Genomic DNA, 19,105 nt, shown 5'->3' on the forward strand with positions numbered 1-19,105 from the left:
CCAATGAGCATATCGAAAAGGCAAATGCGGCTTGGCGCATTCATCATGGCGACCGGCCATCATATCGCCGCCTGGCGCCATCCGCAGGCACAGGCCGATGCCGGCCTCAATATCGATCACTACCGCGAGCTCGCCCAGACCGCCGAACGCGGCAAATTCGATCTCGTCTTCGTCGCCGACAGTCCGGCTGGATGGGACCGCGCCAAGGATCCCGAAGCGCTTCGTCGCACCGCCCAGGGCGCGCATTTCGAGCCGCTGACCCTCTGGGCGGCCCTCTCCCAGGTGACCAAACATATCGGCTTCGTCGCCACGGCATCGACGACCTACGAGGACCCCTACCTTCTCGCCCGCAGGTTCGCGTCGCTGGACTATATTTCCAAGGGTCGCGCCGCCTGGAACGTCGTCACGACGGGTGCGGATGTTTCGAAGAATTTTTCAATCGCGGGCCATCCTGCCCATGCCGATCGTTATGAGCGGGCCGAGGAATTCGTCGATCTGGTGAAGGGCCTGTGGGATTCCTACGAGGACGATGCCTTTATCCGCGACCAGGAAAGCGGGGTCTATCTCGATCCTGACAAGGTGCATCTCGTCGATCACAAGGGCAAGTTCTTCTCGGTGGCCGGTCCGCTCAACGTCGGCCGCCCGGTGCAGGGCTATCCTGTCATCGTGCAGGCCGGCGCATCGGAACCGGGGCGCGAACTTGCCGCCCGCACCGCCGAGATGATCTTTACTGCCAACCAGACCTTCGAGGATGCGCAAGAATTCTATTCCGACGTCAAAGGGCGGCTCGCCCGCTACGGACGCCGGCCGGACGAACTGCTGATCAGTCCCGGCATATTCCCGGTGCTCGGCGGCACGGAAGCGGAAGCCCGGGCGAATTACGACCATCTCCAATCGCTGGTTCATCCCTCCATCGCCTGGAATATCCTTGCGCGCCACTACAAGGGCGTCGATCTTTCCGGCTACTCGCTGGACGATCCCGCCCCTCCCCTGCCTGATAATACCGAACTCAACAAAAGCCGCCTCAAGCTGGTTTCCGATCTGGTATCGCGCAACAATCTGACGCTGCGCCAGTTCTATCTGGCGGTCGCCACCGCTCGTGGCCACCGGACGGTGGTTGGAACACCCGAGCAGATCGCCGATGCGATGCAAAGCTGGTTCGAGAACGGTGCTGCCGACGCCTTCAACATCATGCCGCCGATCCTGCCCACCGCCTTGACCGATTTCGTCGATCAGGTCGTCCCGATCCTGCGCAAGCGCGGCCTGTTCCGGCACGAATACGAAGGCACGACGCTGCGGGAAAACCTTGGCCTTCAACGCCCGCCAAATGGCTTTGTGGTTCAGGCGGGGCAGCAGCAGGCGCAGGCAGCCGTATGATCTCTAGAGGGGCCCTCCTCCCCCTCGTTTTGTTCCAATCACACACAGAACCGCAGCATCGCATGAGCAATAATTCCGAATTTCTCTGGTATATTCCGAACGACGTCAAAGCCGGTCATCGCGGTGATTCCGCCGTCGAGAACCACAACAGCCTGGATACGCTGACCAGCCAAGCAAGGGCGCTGGAAGAGCATGGCTGGAAGGGCGCGCTCATCGGCACCGGTTGGGGCCGCCCCGACACGTTCACCGTTGCGGCCTCGCTCGCCGCCCGGACCACCACATTCGAGCCGCTCATTGCGATCCGCCCAGGCTATTGGCGACCGGCGAACTTCGCTTCCGCAGCGGCGACGCTGGACCATCTGACTGGCGGCCGCGTGCGGATCAACATCGTGTCTGGCAAGGACAACCTGGCTGCCTACGGCGACAGCGAGGGTGATCAGGCACACCGTTATGCCAGGACCAAGGAGTTCATGCGGCTGGTCCGCAGATTATGGACCGAAGAAAACGTCACATCCGCGGGCGAGAACTTCCGGGTCGCTGAATCCACCGTGGTGCCACGCATCCAGGTTCGCGACGACCGTCGGCACCCCAAATTCTATTTTGGCGGCGCTTCGGAGGCGGCCGAGCGGGTGGCCGCCACCGAGGCCGATGTCCAGCTCTTCTGGGGCGAGCCGCTCGAGGGTGTCCGCGAACGGATCGCGCGGCTCAAGGCGTTGAGCGGGGAGCTGGACCGCGACCTCCCGCCGCTGGAGTTCGGCCTGCGGATCACGACGCTGGTCCGCGACACCACGGAACAGGCATGGACCGACGCCGAGGCGAAGGTCGCCGAGATGGCGAGAAGCAAGGGCAGCGGCTGGCACGATCACCAGCGGGTGCTCGCCGTCGGCCAGCAGCGGCTGCTCGATCTGCACGAGCGCGGCGACGTCCTCGACGACAACCTCTATACCGCGCCGGGCAAATTCGGCGGCGGCGGAGCCGGCACCACCTGGCTGGTCGGGTCGGCGGAAGACGTCGCCCGCTCGCTGCGCAAATACCAGGATCTCGGCATCACCCACTTCGTGCTGTCCGACACGCCCTATCTCTCCGAAATCAAGCGGCAGGGCGATCAGCTGCTTCCGCTGCTACGTAGCTGAGGCGGGAGCACCAGAGCTGCGGCACCGCAGCTGCAACTCATGCCAACTGCCGAGACCTTTCGGCAAATCACTAGCCGATGCCAGAACGGCGTCGGCTAGTCGCAGGCAAGCCGCAGCGCCTTGTTATGCAGGGGAGTCCGAGGATTTCGCAACCACCGGGAGAGCGCTCCTCAAATAGTCCATCCGAAAAACGCAAATGCTATCCAGATATGGCGATATAGCATGCTCCGTCGGGTCCGTTTACACTCTCTAAAATATATTCCGCTAATTTTTTGGATATCGGGACGACGTTCTTTGAGGTTCGTCAGCTCCGCCATGATGGCGGGTCAGGCGCCCGAATTTCGCATGAAATCGGCTTTTATTGCTTTGACGGATGTCCCGTATCTCAAGCGCGATTCCGGGCACCGAGGTGCCTGTCGGATGCACTCGGAGACACCGAGGCTCTGCATTCGAACGAGATATGACAAGCAATCCTGGCTGCCGAGACATCCTTCCAACAAACCTCAGCGCGAGGGGAGAGTGCATATGAAGAATATCATGAGTTTCGGGGTTGTGGCGCGCTTGGCGCTTGGCTTCAGCGTTCTCCTTTTGCTGATGGTCGGCTTGACCATCTATTCGACGGAAAAAGTTGCGCAGATCAACGATAAGCTTGGAACCATCAACGACGTCAACAGCGTGAAGCAGCGGTTTGCCATCAACTATCGCGGCAGCGTGCATGACCGGGCGATCGCTATTCGCGACGTCACTCTGGTGACGTCTGACGATGAACGGAAGACCGCCGAGGCATTGATCGAAAAGCTGGCAGCGTCTTACGCGGAGAATGAAAAGCGCATGGCGGATATGGTTGCTTCTCCGGCCGGCGCGACGGAACAGGAAAAGACCATTCTCGGTGAGATTGCAGACATCCAGGCGAAGACCAATCCTTTGGTCGCCCAGATCATTGCGCTGCAGGAGAAAGGCGACGGCGAGGCCGCTCGCAAGATCCTGCTCGAACAGGCCCGGCCGGCCTTCGTTGCCTGGCTTGGCGCCATCAACAAATTCATCGACTACCAGGAAGCGCTGAACAAATCGATTGGCGGCGAGGTTCGCAGCACGGCAAGCGGCTTCAAGCCATTGGCCCTGACCGCGCTTGGCATTGCGGCTGTTCTTTCACTGGTTGCCGCCGCCGTGACCGCACGCACGATCGTCGGCCCGCTGGCAAAACTTCAGCTTTCGCTGAAAGCGATGGCCGACGGCAATCTTAACGGCGATCGTCGCCTCGAAGCGCGCGGCGACGAGATCGGCAAGCTTGCGCGGGCGGTAGCGGGGCTGCGCGACGCAATTTCGGCAAAGGCCGAACGGGAAGCCGACGCTGAGGCGAAGCGAGCCGTGTCGGAGCGGCATCGGCTCGAGCAGGATGCCGATGAACGCCGTACGCTCGCCGAACAGACGGACAAGGCTGTCGGCCAGCTTGGCGACGCGCTGCAGGCGCTGGCTGATGGCGACCTTACACAGCAGATCGGCACTCCGTTCATTCCGTCCCTGGAAAAGCTCAGAGCCGACTTCAATTCCGCGGTCGAAAAGCTCCGTGCCGCCATGCAGAAGGTTGCTCAGAACGCCAGCGCCATCGCGGGCGGTGCACAGGAGATCCGCTCTGCCTCGGACGATCTCGCCAAGCGGACCGAACAGCAGGCAGCCTCGGTCGAGGAAACCGCCGCTGCTCTGGAAGAGATTACGACCACCGTTGCCGACTCGAGCAACAAGGCCCAGGAAGCCGGCCAGCTCGTTCGCAAAACCAAGGACAGCGCGGAGCGCTCTGGCAGCGTCGTTCGGGATGCGGTCGACGCCATGGGCAAGATCGAATCCTCCGCCACCGAAATCGGCAGCATCATCGGCGTTATCGATGAAATCGCGTTCCAGACCAATCTGCTGGCGCTGAATGCCGGCGTCGAAGCCGCCCGTGCCGGTGACGCAGGCAAGGGCTTTGCCGTCGTGGCTCAGGAAGTGCGTGAATTGGCGCAACGTTCTGCCAAGGCGGCAAAAGAAATCAAGGAACTGATCAACGCTTCGAATGGCCACGTCAAAAGCGGCGTTGCCCTGGTTGGCGAGACCGGAAAGGCGCTGAAGGAGATTGCCGAGCAGGTACAGCAGGTCGACGGCAATGTAGGCGCCATCGTCGGCGCCTCGCAAGAGCAGGCGACCGGGCTGAAAGAGATCAATACCGCCGTCAACAGGATGGATCAGGGCACACAGCAGAACGCCGCCATGGTTGAAGAAGCCACAGCGGCGGCTCATAACCTTGCCAAGGAAGCCGACGCGCTGTTCCAGCTGCTGGGCCAGTTCAACATTGGCGGAGCGGTGGCACCGAAACGCGTATCGCCGCCCGCTGCCGCAGCGCCTCGCGCTCAACCGGCGCCCTCGCCCGCGCGTCAGATGATTGCCAAAGTGGGCAAGTCGTTCCAGACGAATGGGAATGCGGCATTGGCCGGCGATTGGGAAGAGTTTTAAGTCGCTCTGATCTCTTTCCGGCTGATACTGGAAAGCAGAGCCGTATGATTCTTGCGAAGGGCAGCGTTTGCTGCCCTTCGCATTTGCATCTTATGCCCGGGCCGGAGCCTTGGCCGGAAGCAAGGCGTTGACCACGACCGCAACCGCGATGTTGGCCGCAAGCGCCAGCAGTCCGGTGTAGACGGTGAAGGGCTCGCCGCCGAGGCTGATCAGATGCAGAGGCTTCCAACCAGCATCCCAGACCAGGAAAGTGCCGCCGCCGAAGCCGACGAACCAGCCGGCAAGCAGGCCTGGTGCACGGAACCAGTTAGTGTACAGGCCGAAGACCAGGGCCGGAAGCGTTTGCAGGATCCAGATGCCGCCGAGTAGCTGCAGGTCGAGGGCGAATTGCGTCGGCAGGAAGATGATGACGAGAAGCGCCCCGATCTTCACGACGAGCGAGGTGATCTTTGCGACCTTCGCCTCGCCCGCATCGCTGACATCAGGATCGACATAGGCTTTCCAGAAATTGCGGGTGAAGAGGTTGGCGGCGCCGATGCTCATCACTGCCGCCGGCACCAGCGCGCCGATGGCGATCGCCGCAAAGGCAAAGCCTGAGAACCAGCCTGAAAACAGCGTCTTGAACAGCGTCGGAACGACGTCATTGGCGCTGTCGAGCTTCAGGTTGGCGGCATGCCCCATATAGCCGAGCAGGGCCAGCAGGCCAAGCAGCAGCGTATAGGCGGGCAGCATGATCGCATTTTTGCGGATCGTTTTGCCGCTGTTGGAGGCAAAGATGCCGGTCAGCGTATGCGGATACATGAAGGCCGCGAGCGCCGAACCCAAGGCGAGCGTGGCATAGGCGACATACTGATTGCCGCCGAGCAGCAGGTTGCCGGAACCCTTGGCCTGGAAAGCCGCATCGGCCGAGGCGAAGACATTCGCGTAACCTCCGAGTTTCGACGGGATCAGTGCGACGGCGGCGATCACGACGATATAGATCATGATGTCCTTGACGAAGGCAATCAGCGCCGGCGCGCGAAGGCCCGCGGAGTAGGTGTAGAGCGCCAGCACGATGAAGGCGATCGCCAGCGGCAATTCGCCATGCAGCCCGAGCGCCTTCAGCACCGCCGTCATGCCGACGAGCTGGAGGGCAATATAGGGCATGGTGGCGATGACGCCTGTTGCCGCCACGGCAAGTTCGAGCCCGCGCGATCCATATTGACCGTGGACCACGTCGCCAGCCGTCACATAGCCGAAATCCTTGGCGCGTTTCCACAGCACAGGCATGACCATGAAGACGAAGGGATAGACGACGATGGTGTAGGGCAGCGCGAAGAAGCCGTAGGCGCCGACCGTGTAGACCAGCGCCGGGACAGCGATCACGGTGTAGGCGGTATAGAAATCGCCGCCGACCAGGAACCAGGTGATCCATGTGCCGAAGTTGCGTCCGCCGAGGCCCCATTCGTCTATACTCGCCAGCGTTTCCGGCTTACGCCAACGAGAGGCAACGAAGCCCATGACGGTGACGAGCACGAAAAAGAAGATGAAGACGGCAAGCGCCGTGCCGTTGATGTCAGTCGTCATGGCGAGTGCTCCGATAGGCGATCCAGGTCAGCGCTGCGGTGATCGGCACCCAGAGAAGCTGATACCAATAGAAGAAGGGAAAGCCGAAAAGAGATGGCTCGCGGACATTGTAAAATGGTGGCCAGAGCAGACCTAGATAGGGAATGACAAGCAGCCAGAGCGCTGCCTTGCTACGTGGTTTTTCCATGTCGGGATACCTTTCAGGCGCCGCGTCGGCGGTCGCCATGTTCCAGTTGTCGGCGTGGAAGGCAGGTCTGTCAGCCGGCGGCCGCGGCAGGCCCGGCTCGGGTCGCTCGAGGTTTTCCGACCGATCGGAAGCTGATGTAACGCATGTGAATTCCTCCCAACGGCTCGCACTTGGCCAGCCGTGGATGGAGTCCTATGGCGGTGGTTTTGTTCTCACAAGATGGGCGCGGCGCTGAAATGCCGGGGCCTACCCAGAAGTGGGTAGACGCGATTTACCCGGTTTTCGAGACGATGCCGTGATCGAGCGCATAGCGGATGAGGCCCGCTGTGGTGGCGATACCGAGCTTCTTCTTGAGGTTCTTGCGATGGGTTTCCGCCGTGGCGGAGGTGATCCCGAGCGTTTCGGCGATCTCCTTGTTGCTTCTGCCGGCAACGATCAGCCCGAGAATGTCGCGTTCGCGCGGGGTCAGGGGATCGCTACCCTCCTCGGCGCGTTCGCCCATCAGCGCGTCGAAGACGCCGGACGAGAAATATGTCCCCCCGCCCGCTACGGTCTCGATGGCCGAGACGATCTCGTCTGTCGAAACGTCCTTCAGGATGTAACCGGCAGCGCCATGCATGACCGAGGAGGAAATATACTCGCGGCTGTCATGCATGGAGAGCATCACGACCCGCGCCTGGGGAAGTTCGTTCCTGAACAACTCGATCGCATCGATGCCGCTCAGCTTCGGCATGTTGATGTCCATCAGCACGACCTGCGGCAGAACTTGCCGGCCGATCTCCAGCCCCGTTTGCGCGAGCCCGGCCGTGCCGGCAACTTCGATATGGTCGAATGTTTCGAGCACGGCCTTCAACCCGTCCAACACCAGCGGGTGGTTGTCGATCAAGAGCACCCTGATTTTCGGGCGTTCCGTCATGCCGCTTCTGCCTGCTGGTCGGCGGGACGATTGGCCGATTTCGGCAGCATTGCCGTCAGCGTCGTGCCGGTCTCGCTGCTGTTGATCAGCAGCAGGCCGCGGAAGTGGGCCATCCGCTCCTGCATGTTGCGCAGGCCGAGACCCGATCTGCCGGACAGGCCGTCCTTGGCGCCGTCGAAGCCAGTGCCGTTGTCGGTGACCGTCATGCGGGCGCGGCCGTTGTCGCTCCAGAGCTTGACCGCAAGCTTGGAGGCGCCCGAGTGGCGTTCGACATTGTTGAACGCTTCCTGTGTGACACGATAAAGCGCGGTATTGGCTTCGGCCTTCAGCGTGTCGGTGAAGCTTGAGGCGTCGATCTTCGTCTCGATGCCCGTGCGCTCGGCAAAGTGATAACACAGCGCCTCCAGCGCGGCCGTCAGGCCGAGATCGTCGAGCACGCGCGGGCGCAGGTCGTGCGACAGCCGCCTGATTTCCTTGATCGCGCCGTTCAGCGCCTCGACACCGCGATCGATCGTCAGTGCTGCATCGTCGACATTGGTCCTCACCTTGCGGCCGGCAAGATCCATCGCATAGCGCACGCCGACGAGATTTTGGGAAATGCCGTCGTGCAACTCGCGGGCAAGCCGTGCGCGCTCTTCTTCCTGGGTATCGATGACCCGCTGCGTAAGGGCCTTGAGCCGGCTGTCGGCCATGCGACGCTCATGGAACGTCAGCAGCATGCAGGTGGTAAAAACGACGAGCACCGAAGGCACGGCGATCAGTGCGACGATGATAAAGGTCCGCTTTATGTTGGCGCGCATTCCGGCGTTGGCGGCGGCACTTTGGGCAAAGACGTCATCCAGATAAACACCGGTGCCCACGACCCAGTGCCATTTGTCGAGGCTGACGACGAAGGAGAGCTTGTCGGCGATCCGTCCGGTCGATGGTTTCTGCCATTTGTACTGATGCAGGCCCCCGCCCGCTCTTGCCGTGGCGATCAGTTCGGCAATGACCTTGTCGCCATCCGGATCGGTGAGGTCGAGCCAATTATGCCCATGCCGGAAACTCTGGCGCGGATGGACGATGTTGTTGCCGTCATAATCGTAGACAAAGAAATATCCGTCCTTGCCGTAGTCGAGCGAAGTCAGGATCGCCGCCACCTTTTGCTTGGCGGCTTCGTCGTCGGCACCGGCATTGTCATAGATCGTCTGGATGGCGGACAGGGCAAGGTTGGTCAGATTGAGGATCTCGGCTTCCTTGGTCTTCAGCATGTTCTGCTCGAACGTGTCGATGCTGTTCTTGGCGAGGTTTGCCGATTGCCAGGTGATGAAGGTGGTGATCGCAAGGATCGATATGACGAGCGGGACGATCGCCAATGCGATGATCTGGTGTCGTAACGTCAACGATCATTCCTCCCGAGAATTTGCGCCCGGAATTATGCCCTTTGTCAAATGCGAGTCCAGCGGCTTGTCGGTTCCCGATCTGTGGCAGCCGGAACCACTGCCGACGGAGCATGGCGTGCGCGCTAGTCCAGGGGCACGAACAGGCCGAGCTTGACGTCCCGCAGCACCACATTCGTGTGCATGCGGCGGATCTGCGGATTGTCTGCCATGATCAGTGCGGCGATGTCGTCATAATGCTCGACGTCGCGGGCGGTGACGATTGCGATCAGATCGACTGCGCCGGTGACATAATAGACCTGCTGTATGTGATCCTGCTTTTCCGCCCAGAGGCGGAACTTCGCCAGCGCGTCGTAATTGTCCCGCTCGATCTCCATTCCGACGATGAACACCATCGCTGTGCCCGTCGCCTTGCGCTCGACGACGGCCACCTCCGCCTTGATGATCCCTTCCTCGCGCAGCCGCTTCAACCGCCTCTGCACGGCCGAGACCGACAGTCCGATCCGCTCGGCAATCGTTTCGGCTTTCAGCTGGCAGTCGCGCTGAACGATATCGAGAATGTCACGGTCAAAACGATCCAGCTGTTCCATTGTCCAATCCTAGTTCTCGCCGCAGCAACTCGCGCATTCTGCCGTACTTGCCGCACGAAGAAGATTATTTTGCATAAAATATGCAGAATAGATGAAAACTGCGCGAAAAAGCCGCGTTGTTTTATCATTATCCTTCGCAAACTCAATTCACCCGGAACCATGCATGCCAGATCAACCCTTTCCTGCTCTTCGCGTCGAAGATCTCCATAAAAGCTTCGGCTCGCAAGAGGTTCTCAAGGGTATTTCGGCGCAGGCCGAGAAGTCCGATGTGATTTCGATCATCGGCTCGTCGGGCTCCGGCAAGAGCACCTTTCTCAGGTGCATCAATTTTCTGGAAACGCCGGATCGTGGCCGGATTGCCGTGAACGGCGAGGAGATCGCGCTGAAGATGGGGCGGGACGGCCGGCTACAGCCGCGCAGCTGGCGGCAGATCGAACGGATACGGACCGGACTGGGGATGGTCTTCCAGAGTTTCAATCTCTGGGCCCATCGTACGGTGCTGGAAAACGTCATCGAGGCGCCGGTGCACGTCATGGGCATTTCGCGACGCGAGGCCATCGAAAAGGGCGAGGCCCTGCTTCACAAGGTCGGACTGTTCGACAAGCGCCATGCCTATCCCGCTTTCCTCTCCGGCGGTCAACAACAACGCGCGGCGATTGCCAGGGCGCTCTGCGTCGACCCTGATGTCATGCTGTTTGACGAGCCAACATCGGCGCTCGATCCGGAGCTGGTCGGCGAGGTGCTGAAGGTCATCCGCGATCTCGCGGAAGAAGGCCGGACCATGCTGATCGTCACGCATGAAATGCGCTTCGCGCGCGATGTCTCCAGCCGTGTTCTCTTCCTGCATCAGGGACGGATCGAGGAGGAAGGTCCGCCGGAGCAGATATTCGGGGCGCCCGTCAGCGCCCGCTGCCGGGAGTTCACCGGCCTCAGCGCCCACTGATGCGCATCGAGCTCTCATCGACAACACAAACCAGGAGAATCCTGCGAATGAAACTGCTTCCCACGCTGTTCGCCGGCGCGGCACTTGTGCTTTCCGCCGTCACCGCACAGGCCGAAGTCCGCTTTGGCGTCATGAACGAATCCTATCCGCCCTTCTTCGCCAAGGACGCCTCCGGCCAATGGCAGGGATGGGAGATCGACCTCATGAACGCTGTGTGCGAGGAGATGAAGGAGAAATGCTCGATCGTCGAGATCTCCTGGGATGGTCTCATTCCGGCTCTCCAGAGCAAGAAGTTCGACGTGATCTGGTCGTCGATGTCGAACACCGCGGAACGCTCGAAGGTGATTGATTTCACCGACAAATATTACAACACACCGAGCACCTTGATCGGTCCCAAGGATCAGAAACCGGGCGCCACTGCCGAGGACGTGAAGGGCAAGACCATCGGCATCCAGGTGTCGACGATCCAGTCGGAATACTACAAGAAGTATTTCGCCGCCGCTGCCGAGGAAAAGACCTATCAGACGCTCGACGAAGCGTTCCAGGATCTCGCCTCCGGCCGTATCGACTATGTCTTCGGCGATTCACTGGCGCTTGACGCGTTCCTGAAAAGCGATGGCGGCAAGGATTGCTGCGCCAAGATGGGCGACGTCGCCGACGACAAGGAAATTCTCGGCGCCGGCGTTTCGGGCGGCCTGCGCAAGGAAGACATTGAGCTGAAGGCCAAGCTGAATACGGCGATCGCCGCTGTCCGCGCCAGTGGCCAGTATGACGCCATCAATAAGAAGTACTTCGATTTCGACATCTACGGCGCAAAGTAAGCAGCCGGAACGATGGCGACCACGCAACAAGGTATTCTGGACCTGCTGTCTCCCTATCCTCCGGGATGGGGCGGCGTCCTTTTGGCAGGTGCGGTCTCCACGGTCGCCATCTCGGCTTGCGCCTTCGCGATCGGCCTGCTGCTCGGCACGGGCGGCGCGCTGGGAAAGCTTTCGGGCAATCGCATGCTCCGCCTCCTGCTCGATCTCTATACCACGCTGATCCGCGCCGTCCCCGAGTTGATCCTGATCGTCGGGCTCTATTATGCCGGCACCGATGGCCTCAACCGACTGCTCGCCGCTTTGGAGCTGCCGCCGGTCAATGTGAATGGGTTCGTGGCGGCCGCAGCCGTGCTGGGTTTCGTCCAGGGTGCCTACATGACGGAGGTGCTGCGCGGCGCGATCCTTGCCATTCCCGTCGGCCAGATCGAGGCCGCCAAAGCCTTCGGCATGGGACCGGTGCTGAGGTTCCGCCGGGTCCTGCTGCCGGCGCTCCTGCCAAACGCGCTGCCGGGTCTTGCCAATCTATGGATGTCGGTCACCAAGGACAGCGCGCTGGTCGCGGTCGTCGGCTACCAGGAACTGGCGCTCGCCACCCGTCTTGCCGGGGCAAGCACCAAGCATTACTTCGTCTTTTTCCTTGCTTCGGCCCTTCTCTATCTCGCCATCACGCTTGTTTCCAACGTCGTCTTCAAACTGATCGAGGGACGGGTACGGCGGGGGCAGCCGCGCCTTGCCTGAAGAAAGCGCCCCATGAATTTCACCTGGATCTCTTCCTATTGGCCGCTGCTTCTGACAGGCGCCTGGCAGACTGTTTGCCTGCTGGTGATCTCCGTGGTGTTCGGCTTCGCCATCGCCATAGGCCTGGCGTTTGCGCAAGTCAGCGGCGGCAGGCTGACCCGGCTGCTGGCGCGTAGTTACTGCACCTTCTTCCGCGGCACGCCGTTGCTGATACAGCTGTGGCTTCTCTACTACGGGGTGGGCTCGCTGCTGCCCATGGTCCCCGGCATCCGCCAGAGCCTCTTCTGGCCGATCCTGCGCGAGGGCTTCTTCTTCGCCGCCGTCAGTTTTACCCTGAACTATGCAGCCTATGAGGCAGAGGTGTTGCGCGGCGCGCTGCTTGCCGTTCCCAAGGGCGAGCTCGAAGCGGGCCGGGCCTTCGGCCTGTCGCCCTGGATGCTGGTCCGCCGCATCTGGCTGCCGCGCGCCATTCGCATCGCCCTGCCGACGATTGCGGGAGAGATCGTCATGCAGCTCAAGGCGACGCCGCTCGCCTTTACGGTGACGGTGATGGATCTCTATGCCGTGGCAAACAAGGTTCGGCAGGACACGCTGCTCGTCTATGAACCGCTGCTAGTCGTCACCCTCTTCTATCTCGCGCTGACCGCCGTAATCGCCCGCGTCTTCCGAAGTCTCGAAGCGCAGGTGCCGGTTCGCCGCTAGGCCGACGGCAAAGAAACTGGTCATGAGTTCCCTCACGCACGAACCACGTACATCTCGCCCACCTTTGTTATGCAAAAGCCCGCCGCCGCTGACGGCGCGACAGCCTGAATGGAGACCTCTTCATGAGCACGATGCGAATTCTCGATGGCGGCATGAGCCGCGAACTGTTGCGGCTGGGCGCCGAGCTGAAACAACCGGAATGGTCGGCATTGGCGCTGATCAATGCGCCGGATATCGTCCGTAAGGTTCACCAGGAATTCATCGCTGCCGGCTCTGAGGTCGTTACGACAAACAGCTATGCGCTCGTGCCCTTTCATATTGGTGAGGACCGGTTCTGGAAGGAGGGGGCGGCGCTGATCCGTCTCGCCGGTCGCTTGGCGCGCGAGGCGGCTGATTCTGTCACGGATCGGAAGGTGCTGGTTGCCGGCTCGCTGCCGCCGATCTTCGGCTCATACGAGCCGCAGAACTTTCAGCCTTCACGGGTGCAGGATTATCTCGAGGTGCTTGTCGAAAATCTTTCTCCCTTCGTCGATGTATGGCTCGGTGAGACGTTAAGCCTGATTGCCGAGGCAGAGGCTGTCCGCAAGGCGGTGGCGGCATCAGGCAAGCCGTTCTGGATTTCGTTCACATTGGTCGATGACGAGGCAGCGATAAGGGGCGGCGAACCGAAGCTGCGCTCCGAAGAAAGGGTCGAGGATGCGGCATCCTGGGCGGGTTCATCGGGCGCCGAAGCCCTCTTGTTCAATTGCAGCAAGCCTGAGGTCATGCAGGCGGCGGTGGAGACCGCGGCGTGCGTGTTCCGGACAATGGACGCGCGCATCGAAATCGGCGTCTATGCCAATGCCTTCGAAGGGGAGCAAGGCGAGGCAGCCGCCAATGAAGGCCTGCATAAGACCCGCAACGACCTAAATGACGATGCCTACTCGCGCTATGCCTGCTCCTGGGCTGAGGCCGGCGCGACCATCATCGGCGGCTGCTGCGGCATTGGCGCCGCCCATATCCATCGCCTGAAGAAGACGCTTTTGGATTGAAGCGGCACGTCAGGAGATCGGCTATGTCGCAATTGTCATTTGGTGTTTGACGCCGTCTTCTGGAGCTCGAGCAGAAGCTCGATCAACTTCGGGGCCATCTCCCTGATTTCCGAAAGGTGGACGGCGCTCAGTCGCGTCAGAAGCGCGTCCGCCTTATCCGTCAGAAGAACCGTCTGGCGGCGCCTGTCGGCCGGATCGGCATGACGTTCGACCAGTCCGGCATCCGACAACCGCCCGACAAGCTCGGTCGCCGTATGCGGCGCGATGATCAGCCGCTCGGCCAGCATGCCGATGGTCATGGCATCGCCACGTTGTCCCTTGATCGCCAAAAGGGCCTGATGCTGCTGCGGGGGCAATCCCTCCGACTGGGCGGCCGAGGCGCTGAAGTCCATGAACTGGCGAAGCGCGAATCTGAGGTCGGCGAGAGCCTCGTAATCCTCCTGTCTCAGCGGCGGCGCGGTCTTCCTCAAAGCACTTCTCCTCTGCCGCAACGGCTGCCAGGGTCGGCAGCCCATGCCGCCATCATCGAATAGATGGGCAGTCGCCAGGCGGTCAAGTGAGGCATCTTCATGGGACATTTTCGCCTTCATGCTTTCACCCATTGATTTATATCGTATCACGATATATTGACGCGCCTCAAGCGTATCCATTCCGGCGTAGCAGAGGCTTCCATGGCGCAGCATCCACCAAACAACCGGCCGCACGATTTCACCGGCGGTCTTTCCCGGCGCGAGGCCGGCGATTTCACCACCGACAGGCGGGTCCTCCTCCTGGTCGGCATGTCCATCATTGTCGGCACCGCCGGCGCGTTTGCCGCCTGGTGTCTCGTCAGCCTCATCGCGCTGGTGACGAATGTCATCTGGTTCGGGCAGATCGGCATCCAGCCTGCCTCTCTGGCTGCGGTGCCGCGCTCGCTGTGGGTGGTGCTTGTTCCGCCGCTGGGTGGACTTGTCATCGGACTGATGGCCCGTTTCGGGTCGGAGAAGATCCGCGGCCACGGCATTCCCGAGGCGATCGAGGCCATCCTGATCGGCGGCAGCCGGATGTCGCCGAAGGTCGCGGTCCTGAAGCCGCTGTCGTCTGCCATTTCCATCGGAACCGGCGGCCCGTTCGGAGCCGAGGGGCCGATCATCATGACCGGCGGTGCGATCGGATCGCTGTTCGCGCAATTCTTTCACCTGAGTGCGGCCGAGCGGAAAACGCTGCTCGTCGCGGGCGCGGCCGCAGGTATGACGGCGATCTTCGGTTCGCCGATCGCCGCGGTCATGCTGGCGGTCGAACTGCTGTTGTTCGAATGGAAGCCGCGCAGCTTCATTCCCGTCGCCGTTGCCGCCTGCGTGTCGATCTGCTGGCGCCCGCTGCTGTTCGGCGTCGGCCCGCTGTTCCCGACCCACTTCCAGGTGGCCTTGCCCTGGTGGGGTATTTTCGCCTGTGCGGCGATGGGCATCATCTCCGGCCTGCAATCGGGATTGCTGACGACGCTGCTCTACCGGATCGAGGACCTGTTCGAAGCCTTGCCGATCCACTGGATGTGGTGGCCGGCGCTCGGCGGTCTCGTCATCGGTCTCGGCGGCCTGATCGAACCGCGGGCAATGGGCGTCGGCTACGACATCATCGATGGCCTGCTCAACAACCGGCTGCTCGCCCCGGCTGTCATGTCGATCCTGCTGGTGAAGACCATCATCTGGCTGATTGCCCTGTCGTCGGGCACCTCCGGTGGCGTGCTCGCGCCGCTTCTCATCTTCGGCGGGGCTCTCGGATGGCTGGTCGGCCTTGTCATGCCGGGCAATGATCCCGGCTTCTGGGCGCTGCTCGGAATGGCGGCGATGATGGGTGGAACCATGCGTGCACCGCTGACGGGCACTTTCTTTGCGTTGGAGATCACCGGCGACGTCAGCACGCTCGTTCCGCTGCTTGCCGCAACCGTGGTGGCCTATGCCGTCACCGTGCTTTTGCTGCGCCGCTCGATCCTCACCGAGAAGATCGCCCGCCGCGGTCAGCACATCACCCGCGAATATGGCGTCGACCCGTTCGAACTGTCGCGCGCAAGCGAGATCATGATCAGCGATGTCGACACGCTTTCCGTCGCCATGACGGTGGGAGAGGCCTGCGATTTCTTCGCCTCGCAGCGGAAGACGCACCGGATCTATCCGGTGGTCGATGCGACAGGCAGGCTGGCCGGCGTCGTATCGAGAGCCGACGCTTTGCTCTGGCAGGGGAACCCGGACCTCGCCAGCCAGACGCTTGCGGAAAACGTGACGGATGATTCAGTTCCGGTGGGGCACCCTGATGATACGGTCGCATTCATCGCCGATCTGATGCTGTCGACCGGCGACGGACGCATTCCGATCGTCGATCCGACTTCAGGGAAATTATGCGGCCTGATCGCGCGCAAGGATCTGCTGCTGTTGCGCAGTTCCTACAGGTCGGCGGAATTGGATCGGCGCCCGTATCTCACCGCCAGCTCGAAGAGCAAGTCGCGGTAGCGGTCCGCGGGCGTCCTCCGCATCGCTATTGCTACTGCCGCGCGCCGCATGGATCAGGTCCCATGCGGCGCGCGCTGACGCTTGAAGACGTCAGTGCAGTCCGAACAGGTTCAGCAGCTCTTCGCGGTGTCGAACGAATTCCGGTGCGCTGCGGTCGCGAGGACGGGGCAGATCGATTTCGATCAGACGCGGCTCGCCGCCCTTTTCCCGTGGCAGGATGAGGATTCGGTCGGCCAGATAGATCGCCTCCTCGAGATCATGGGTGACGAGGATGGTCGTCACATCCTCATCGCGCCAGATCCGTGCGAGTTCTTGCTGCATGCCGATCTTGGTCATCGCGTCGAGCGCGCCGAGCGGTTCGTCGAGCAGCAGGATCTCCGGCTGGACGGCTAGAGCCCGGGCGATGCCGACGCGCTGGGCCATGCCGCCCGACAGCTGCCGGGGATAGGCAGCCTCGAACTGCTGCAGGCCGACGAGCTTGACATAGTGGCGCGCCCGTCCCCTCGCCTGCTCACGCGACAGGCCGCTAGTTTCCAGCCCGAAGGAGACATTGTCGAGCACGGTCAGCCAGGGCAGAAGGCGCGGTTCCTGGAAGATGACGGCGCGCTCTGTGCCGACGCCTCGCACCGCCTTGCCATCGACGAGGACCTCTCCCGTGTCGGAATCCTCAAGACCTGCCAGAACCCTGAGCAGGGTCGTCTTGCCCGAGCCGCTGGCGCCGACGATGGCGAGGCTTTCGCCGGAGCGGACGTGGAGGTTGATATCCCTGAGAACCTGCAGAGGTGTCCCGTTCAACCTGTAGGATTTGGAGAGGTGACGGATCGTCACCTCCCCGCGGCGCGTGTCCTCAGCGATGCTCATCATCATTCCTCAGTTGCTTGCCGGCTTGGCGTCGACGGTCAAGAGGATGTCCTTGGCGGCCAGCTGGCCCTGCTTCAGCTTGCCTTCGCGAACCAGGACGTCGATCCAGAACTGGATGTCGCGCTCGACCGGCAGGCCGCCGGCACGCACCCCATAGCCTCGGAAGTACTGTGCGATATCAGCGTTCTCACCACGCTCACTGAGCGCCTTGGCGAGGATCTTCTTGGTTTCCTCCGGATGCTCGCGGGCGTAATCGAGAGCGCGAGCCGACTGCTCGACGAAAATCTTTGCAGCTTCAGGATGTTCGCGAGCGAAATCACGGCGCAGGACCACGAAGCCCCCGGCGATGTCTCCAAGCACGTCGGTATCGTCGAAAATCGGACGCAGACCGCCATTCTTCAGCGCAGCCCCTTCGAAGGTCGTCTGCCAGTAGCCGAAGGCGGCAATATCGACCTGTTTGGAGCGCAGCACCTGCTCGAGCTGCGGCCCGGGAACGACAAGCTGATTGGCTGCGTCCGCCGGTAGGCCTACGGAATGCAGGGCTTCGCGGATGGTATAGTCGAGATGCGCGCCGAGCGTATTGACCGCGATGCTCTTGCCGGCAATGTCCTTGATACTCTTGATCGGGCTGTCTTCCAGCACGTAGAAGGTCGACTGCACCTCGTTATTGATGCCGTTTGAGGGATAGGCGGCGACGAAATCATTGCCGCCGATGATCGAATTCAGGACGGCGGAAGTTGCGGCGCTGCCGATCTCGACATCACCCGATGCCAGGGCGATCAGGGAGGCCGGGCCGCCCTGGGCGTAGCCGACATTTTCGAGCGTGATGCCCGTTCCGTCGAAGTAGCCGAGTTCGGCGGCGAGTTCATGAGCGGCAAGACCACCCTGGCTGGCGAGATAGCGCAGCTTCACCGTGTCGGCGGCCGCGGCGGGTGAGGTTAGGCCGAGAGCAATCACTGCCGGCAGGAGAAGGTGGCGGGGATGGAATGTCATCTGGTGGGACCTTTCGGAAGAGCAAAATCGGGAAAGCAGGTCAGCGGCTCGGCTGAGACCAGCGGCAGAGACGGCGCTGCAAGAGAACGAGCAAGGCATTGGCGGCAAGCCCGAGGAAGGCGAGCAGAAGGATCGCTGCAAACATCAGCGGGATCTGGAAATTGTACTGGGCATTCATAACCTGGAAGCCGATGCCCTTGTTGGCGCCGATCATCTCGGCGGCAATCAGCAGCAGAAGTGCCGTCGTCGCCGAAAGACGCAGGCCGACGAAGATCGCCGGTACCGACGCCGGCAGGATGACGCGGCGGAAGATGGTCAGCGGTCCGGCGCCATAGGTCCGCGCCATCTCGATGAGCTTCTTGTCCACTTCCTTGACGCCGCCGATCGTGGCAAGCAGCACCGGAAACAGTGTGGCCCAGAAGATCACGAAGATCTTCGATGTTTCGCCGAGACCAAGCAGCAGGATGAAGACCGGGTAGAGCGCCAGCGCCGAGGTCTGGCGGAAGAGCTGCAGGATCGGATCGAGCGCCTGTTCGACCGCACGAACCTGGCCCATGAACAGGCCGAGCGGAATGCCGATCACCACGGCAAAGGCGAAGGCAGTTCCGGATCGCTGCAGGCTGATGGCGATATCATCGAGCAGCGCGCCGTTGGCAAGATTGGTCCAAAGAGCGGACAGGATCACGTCTAGGGGCGGGAAGATAGCGGGATTGACCCAGCCCCTGGTGCTCGACACCTGCCAGAATACGAGGAAGCCGATGAGAAGGCCGTAGCGGGGCAAAAGCGATGCGAGCACCCCGCGCACTTGCAAGGCGAGAGTGGAAATATGGCTTTCGCTGTTTTTCAGGCGGCCGAAGCTTCTCGGAAGAACCTGGTTGATTTCATAGGACATCGA

Annotated in this window: 18 protein-coding genes; 9 read left to right on the plus strand and 9 right to left on the minus strand. The window is 61.6% G+C overall.

All coding sequences use genetic code 11. The features are described 5' to 3' along the window. Positions 1–3 precede the first annotated feature (3 nt). The 3 genes from AC2444_RS29000 (at position 4) to AC2444_RS29010 (ending at position 4,997) form a co-directional block, all read left to right on the plus strand. Entirely contained in the window at positions 4–1,377 is a 1,374-nt protein-coding gene (locus tag AC2444_RS29000) for an LLM class flavin-dependent oxidoreductase (protein ID WP_128449419.1), read from the plus strand. Positions 1,378–1,439: 62 nt separating this feature from the next. Further along, positions 1,440–2,510 (plus strand): LLM class flavin-dependent oxidoreductase, encoded by a 1,071-nt coding sequence (locus tag AC2444_RS29005; protein WP_017997603.1) that lies wholly within the window; start codon positions 1,440–1,442, stop codon positions 2,508–2,510. A 525-nt stretch (positions 2,511–3,035) separates the two neighbouring features. Continuing rightward, positions 3,036–4,997: a HAMP domain-containing methyl-accepting chemotaxis protein gene (locus AC2444_RS29010; RefSeq protein WP_017997602.1), complete on the plus strand. Its 1,962-nt coding sequence runs from the start codon at positions 3,036–3,038 to the stop codon at positions 4,995–4,997. Between the two features lie 90 nt (positions 4,998–5,087). Here AC2444_RS29010 and mctP read toward each other — a convergent pair whose 3' ends face one another. The 5 genes from mctP to AC2444_RS29035 form a co-directional block, all read right to left on the minus strand. Beyond that, positions 5,088–6,563 carry a monocarboxylate uptake permease MctP gene (mctP, locus tag AC2444_RS29015; RefSeq protein ID WP_113544859.1) on the minus strand — a complete coding sequence of 492 codons (1,476 nt, stop codon included), beginning with the start codon at positions 6,561–6,563 and terminating at the stop codon, positions 5,088–5,090. After that, positions 6,553–6,750: a DUF3311 domain-containing protein gene (locus AC2444_RS29020; protein WP_003555492.1), complete on the minus strand. Its 198-nt coding sequence runs from the start codon at positions 6,748–6,750 to the stop codon at positions 6,553–6,555. The genes mctP and AC2444_RS29020 overlap by 11 nt, the downstream gene beginning before the upstream one ends. Before the next feature lie 271 nt (positions 6,751–7,021). Then, a complete protein-coding gene (mctR, locus tag AC2444_RS29025) occupies positions 7,022–7,666 on the minus strand; it encodes a two-component system response regulator MctR (protein WP_012760663.1) in 645 nt (214 codons plus the stop codon). Further along, positions 7,663–9,048: a two-component system sensor histidine kinase MctS gene (gene mctS / locus AC2444_RS29030; protein ID WP_128449418.1), complete on the minus strand. Its 1,386-nt coding sequence runs from the start codon at positions 9,046–9,048 to the stop codon at positions 7,663–7,665. Before mctS ends, mctR begins: the two co-directional genes overlap by 4 nt. Before the next feature lie 122 nt (positions 9,049–9,170). Further along, positions 9,171–9,635, minus strand: coding sequence for an Lrp/AsnC family transcriptional regulator (locus tag AC2444_RS29035; RefSeq protein WP_128449417.1), 465 nt, complete (start codon positions 9,633–9,635; stop codon positions 9,171–9,173). A gap of 163 nt (positions 9,636–9,798) precedes the next feature. On the opposite strand from AC2444_RS29035, the gene AC2444_RS29040 reads away from it, so the two are divergent. The 5 genes from AC2444_RS29040 to AC2444_RS29060 all read left to right on the plus strand — a co-directional run bounded on the left by AC2444_RS29040 (position 9,799) and on the right by AC2444_RS29060 (position 13,870). Further along, positions 9,799–10,578, plus strand: a complete 780-nt coding sequence (locus AC2444_RS29040; protein WP_128449416.1) for an ABC transporter ATP-binding protein — start codon at positions 9,799–9,801, stop codon at positions 10,576–10,578. A gap of 47 nt (positions 10,579–10,625) precedes the next feature. After that, positions 10,626–11,399 (plus strand): transporter substrate-binding domain-containing protein, encoded by a 774-nt coding sequence (locus AC2444_RS29045; RefSeq protein ID WP_003538444.1) that lies wholly within the window; start codon positions 10,626–10,628, stop codon positions 11,397–11,399. Between the two features lie 12 nt (positions 11,400–11,411). Continuing rightward, complete coding sequence (locus AC2444_RS29050) at positions 11,412–12,137, plus strand: ABC transporter permease (RefSeq protein ID WP_128449415.1); 726 nt, start codon at positions 11,412–11,414, stop codon at positions 12,135–12,137. Positions 12,138–12,149: 12 nt separating this feature from the next. Beyond that, complete coding sequence (locus tag AC2444_RS29055) at positions 12,150–12,839, plus strand: ABC transporter permease (protein ID WP_113544855.1); 690 nt, start codon at positions 12,150–12,152, stop codon at positions 12,837–12,839. A 122-nt stretch (positions 12,840–12,961) separates the two neighbouring features. Then, complete coding sequence (locus AC2444_RS29060) at positions 12,962–13,870, plus strand: homocysteine S-methyltransferase family protein (protein WP_128449414.1); 909 nt, start codon at positions 12,962–12,964, stop codon at positions 13,868–13,870. Between the two features lie 35 nt (positions 13,871–13,905). On the opposite strand, the gene AC2444_RS29065 is transcribed toward AC2444_RS29060, so the two are convergent. Continuing rightward, positions 13,906–14,340: a MarR family winged helix-turn-helix transcriptional regulator gene (locus AC2444_RS29065; RefSeq protein WP_033184137.1), complete on the minus strand. Its 435-nt coding sequence runs from the start codon at positions 14,338–14,340 to the stop codon at positions 13,906–13,908. 201 nt (positions 14,341–14,541) lie between these two features. On the opposite strand from AC2444_RS29065, the gene AC2444_RS29070 reads away from it, so the two are divergent. After that, entirely contained in the window at positions 14,542–16,356 is a 1,815-nt protein-coding gene (locus AC2444_RS29070) for a chloride channel protein (RefSeq protein WP_128449413.1), read from the plus strand. A gap of 90 nt (positions 16,357–16,446) precedes the next feature. Here the strand turns inward: AC2444_RS29070 and AC2444_RS29075 are convergent, their stop codons facing one another. From AC2444_RS29075 to AC2444_RS29085, 3 genes are read right to left on the minus strand one after another with little or no spacing between them, the layout of a single operon-like run. Next, positions 16,447–17,217: an ABC transporter ATP-binding protein gene (locus AC2444_RS29075; RefSeq protein ID WP_003555479.1), complete on the minus strand. Its 771-nt coding sequence runs from the start codon at positions 17,215–17,217 to the stop codon at positions 16,447–16,449. 9 nt (positions 17,218–17,226) lie between these two features. Continuing rightward, positions 17,227–18,210, minus strand: a complete 984-nt coding sequence (locus tag AC2444_RS29080; RefSeq protein ID WP_113544853.1) for an ABC transporter substrate-binding protein — start codon at positions 18,208–18,210, stop codon at positions 17,227–17,229. A 40-nt stretch (positions 18,211–18,250) separates the two neighbouring features. Continuing rightward, entirely contained in the window at positions 18,251–19,102 is an 852-nt protein-coding gene (locus AC2444_RS29085; protein ID WP_003555477.1) for an ABC transporter permease, read from the minus strand. Positions 19,103–19,105 lie beyond the last annotated feature (3 nt).

The sequence above is a fragment of the Rhizobium sp. WSM1328 genome (assembly GCF_057653715.1).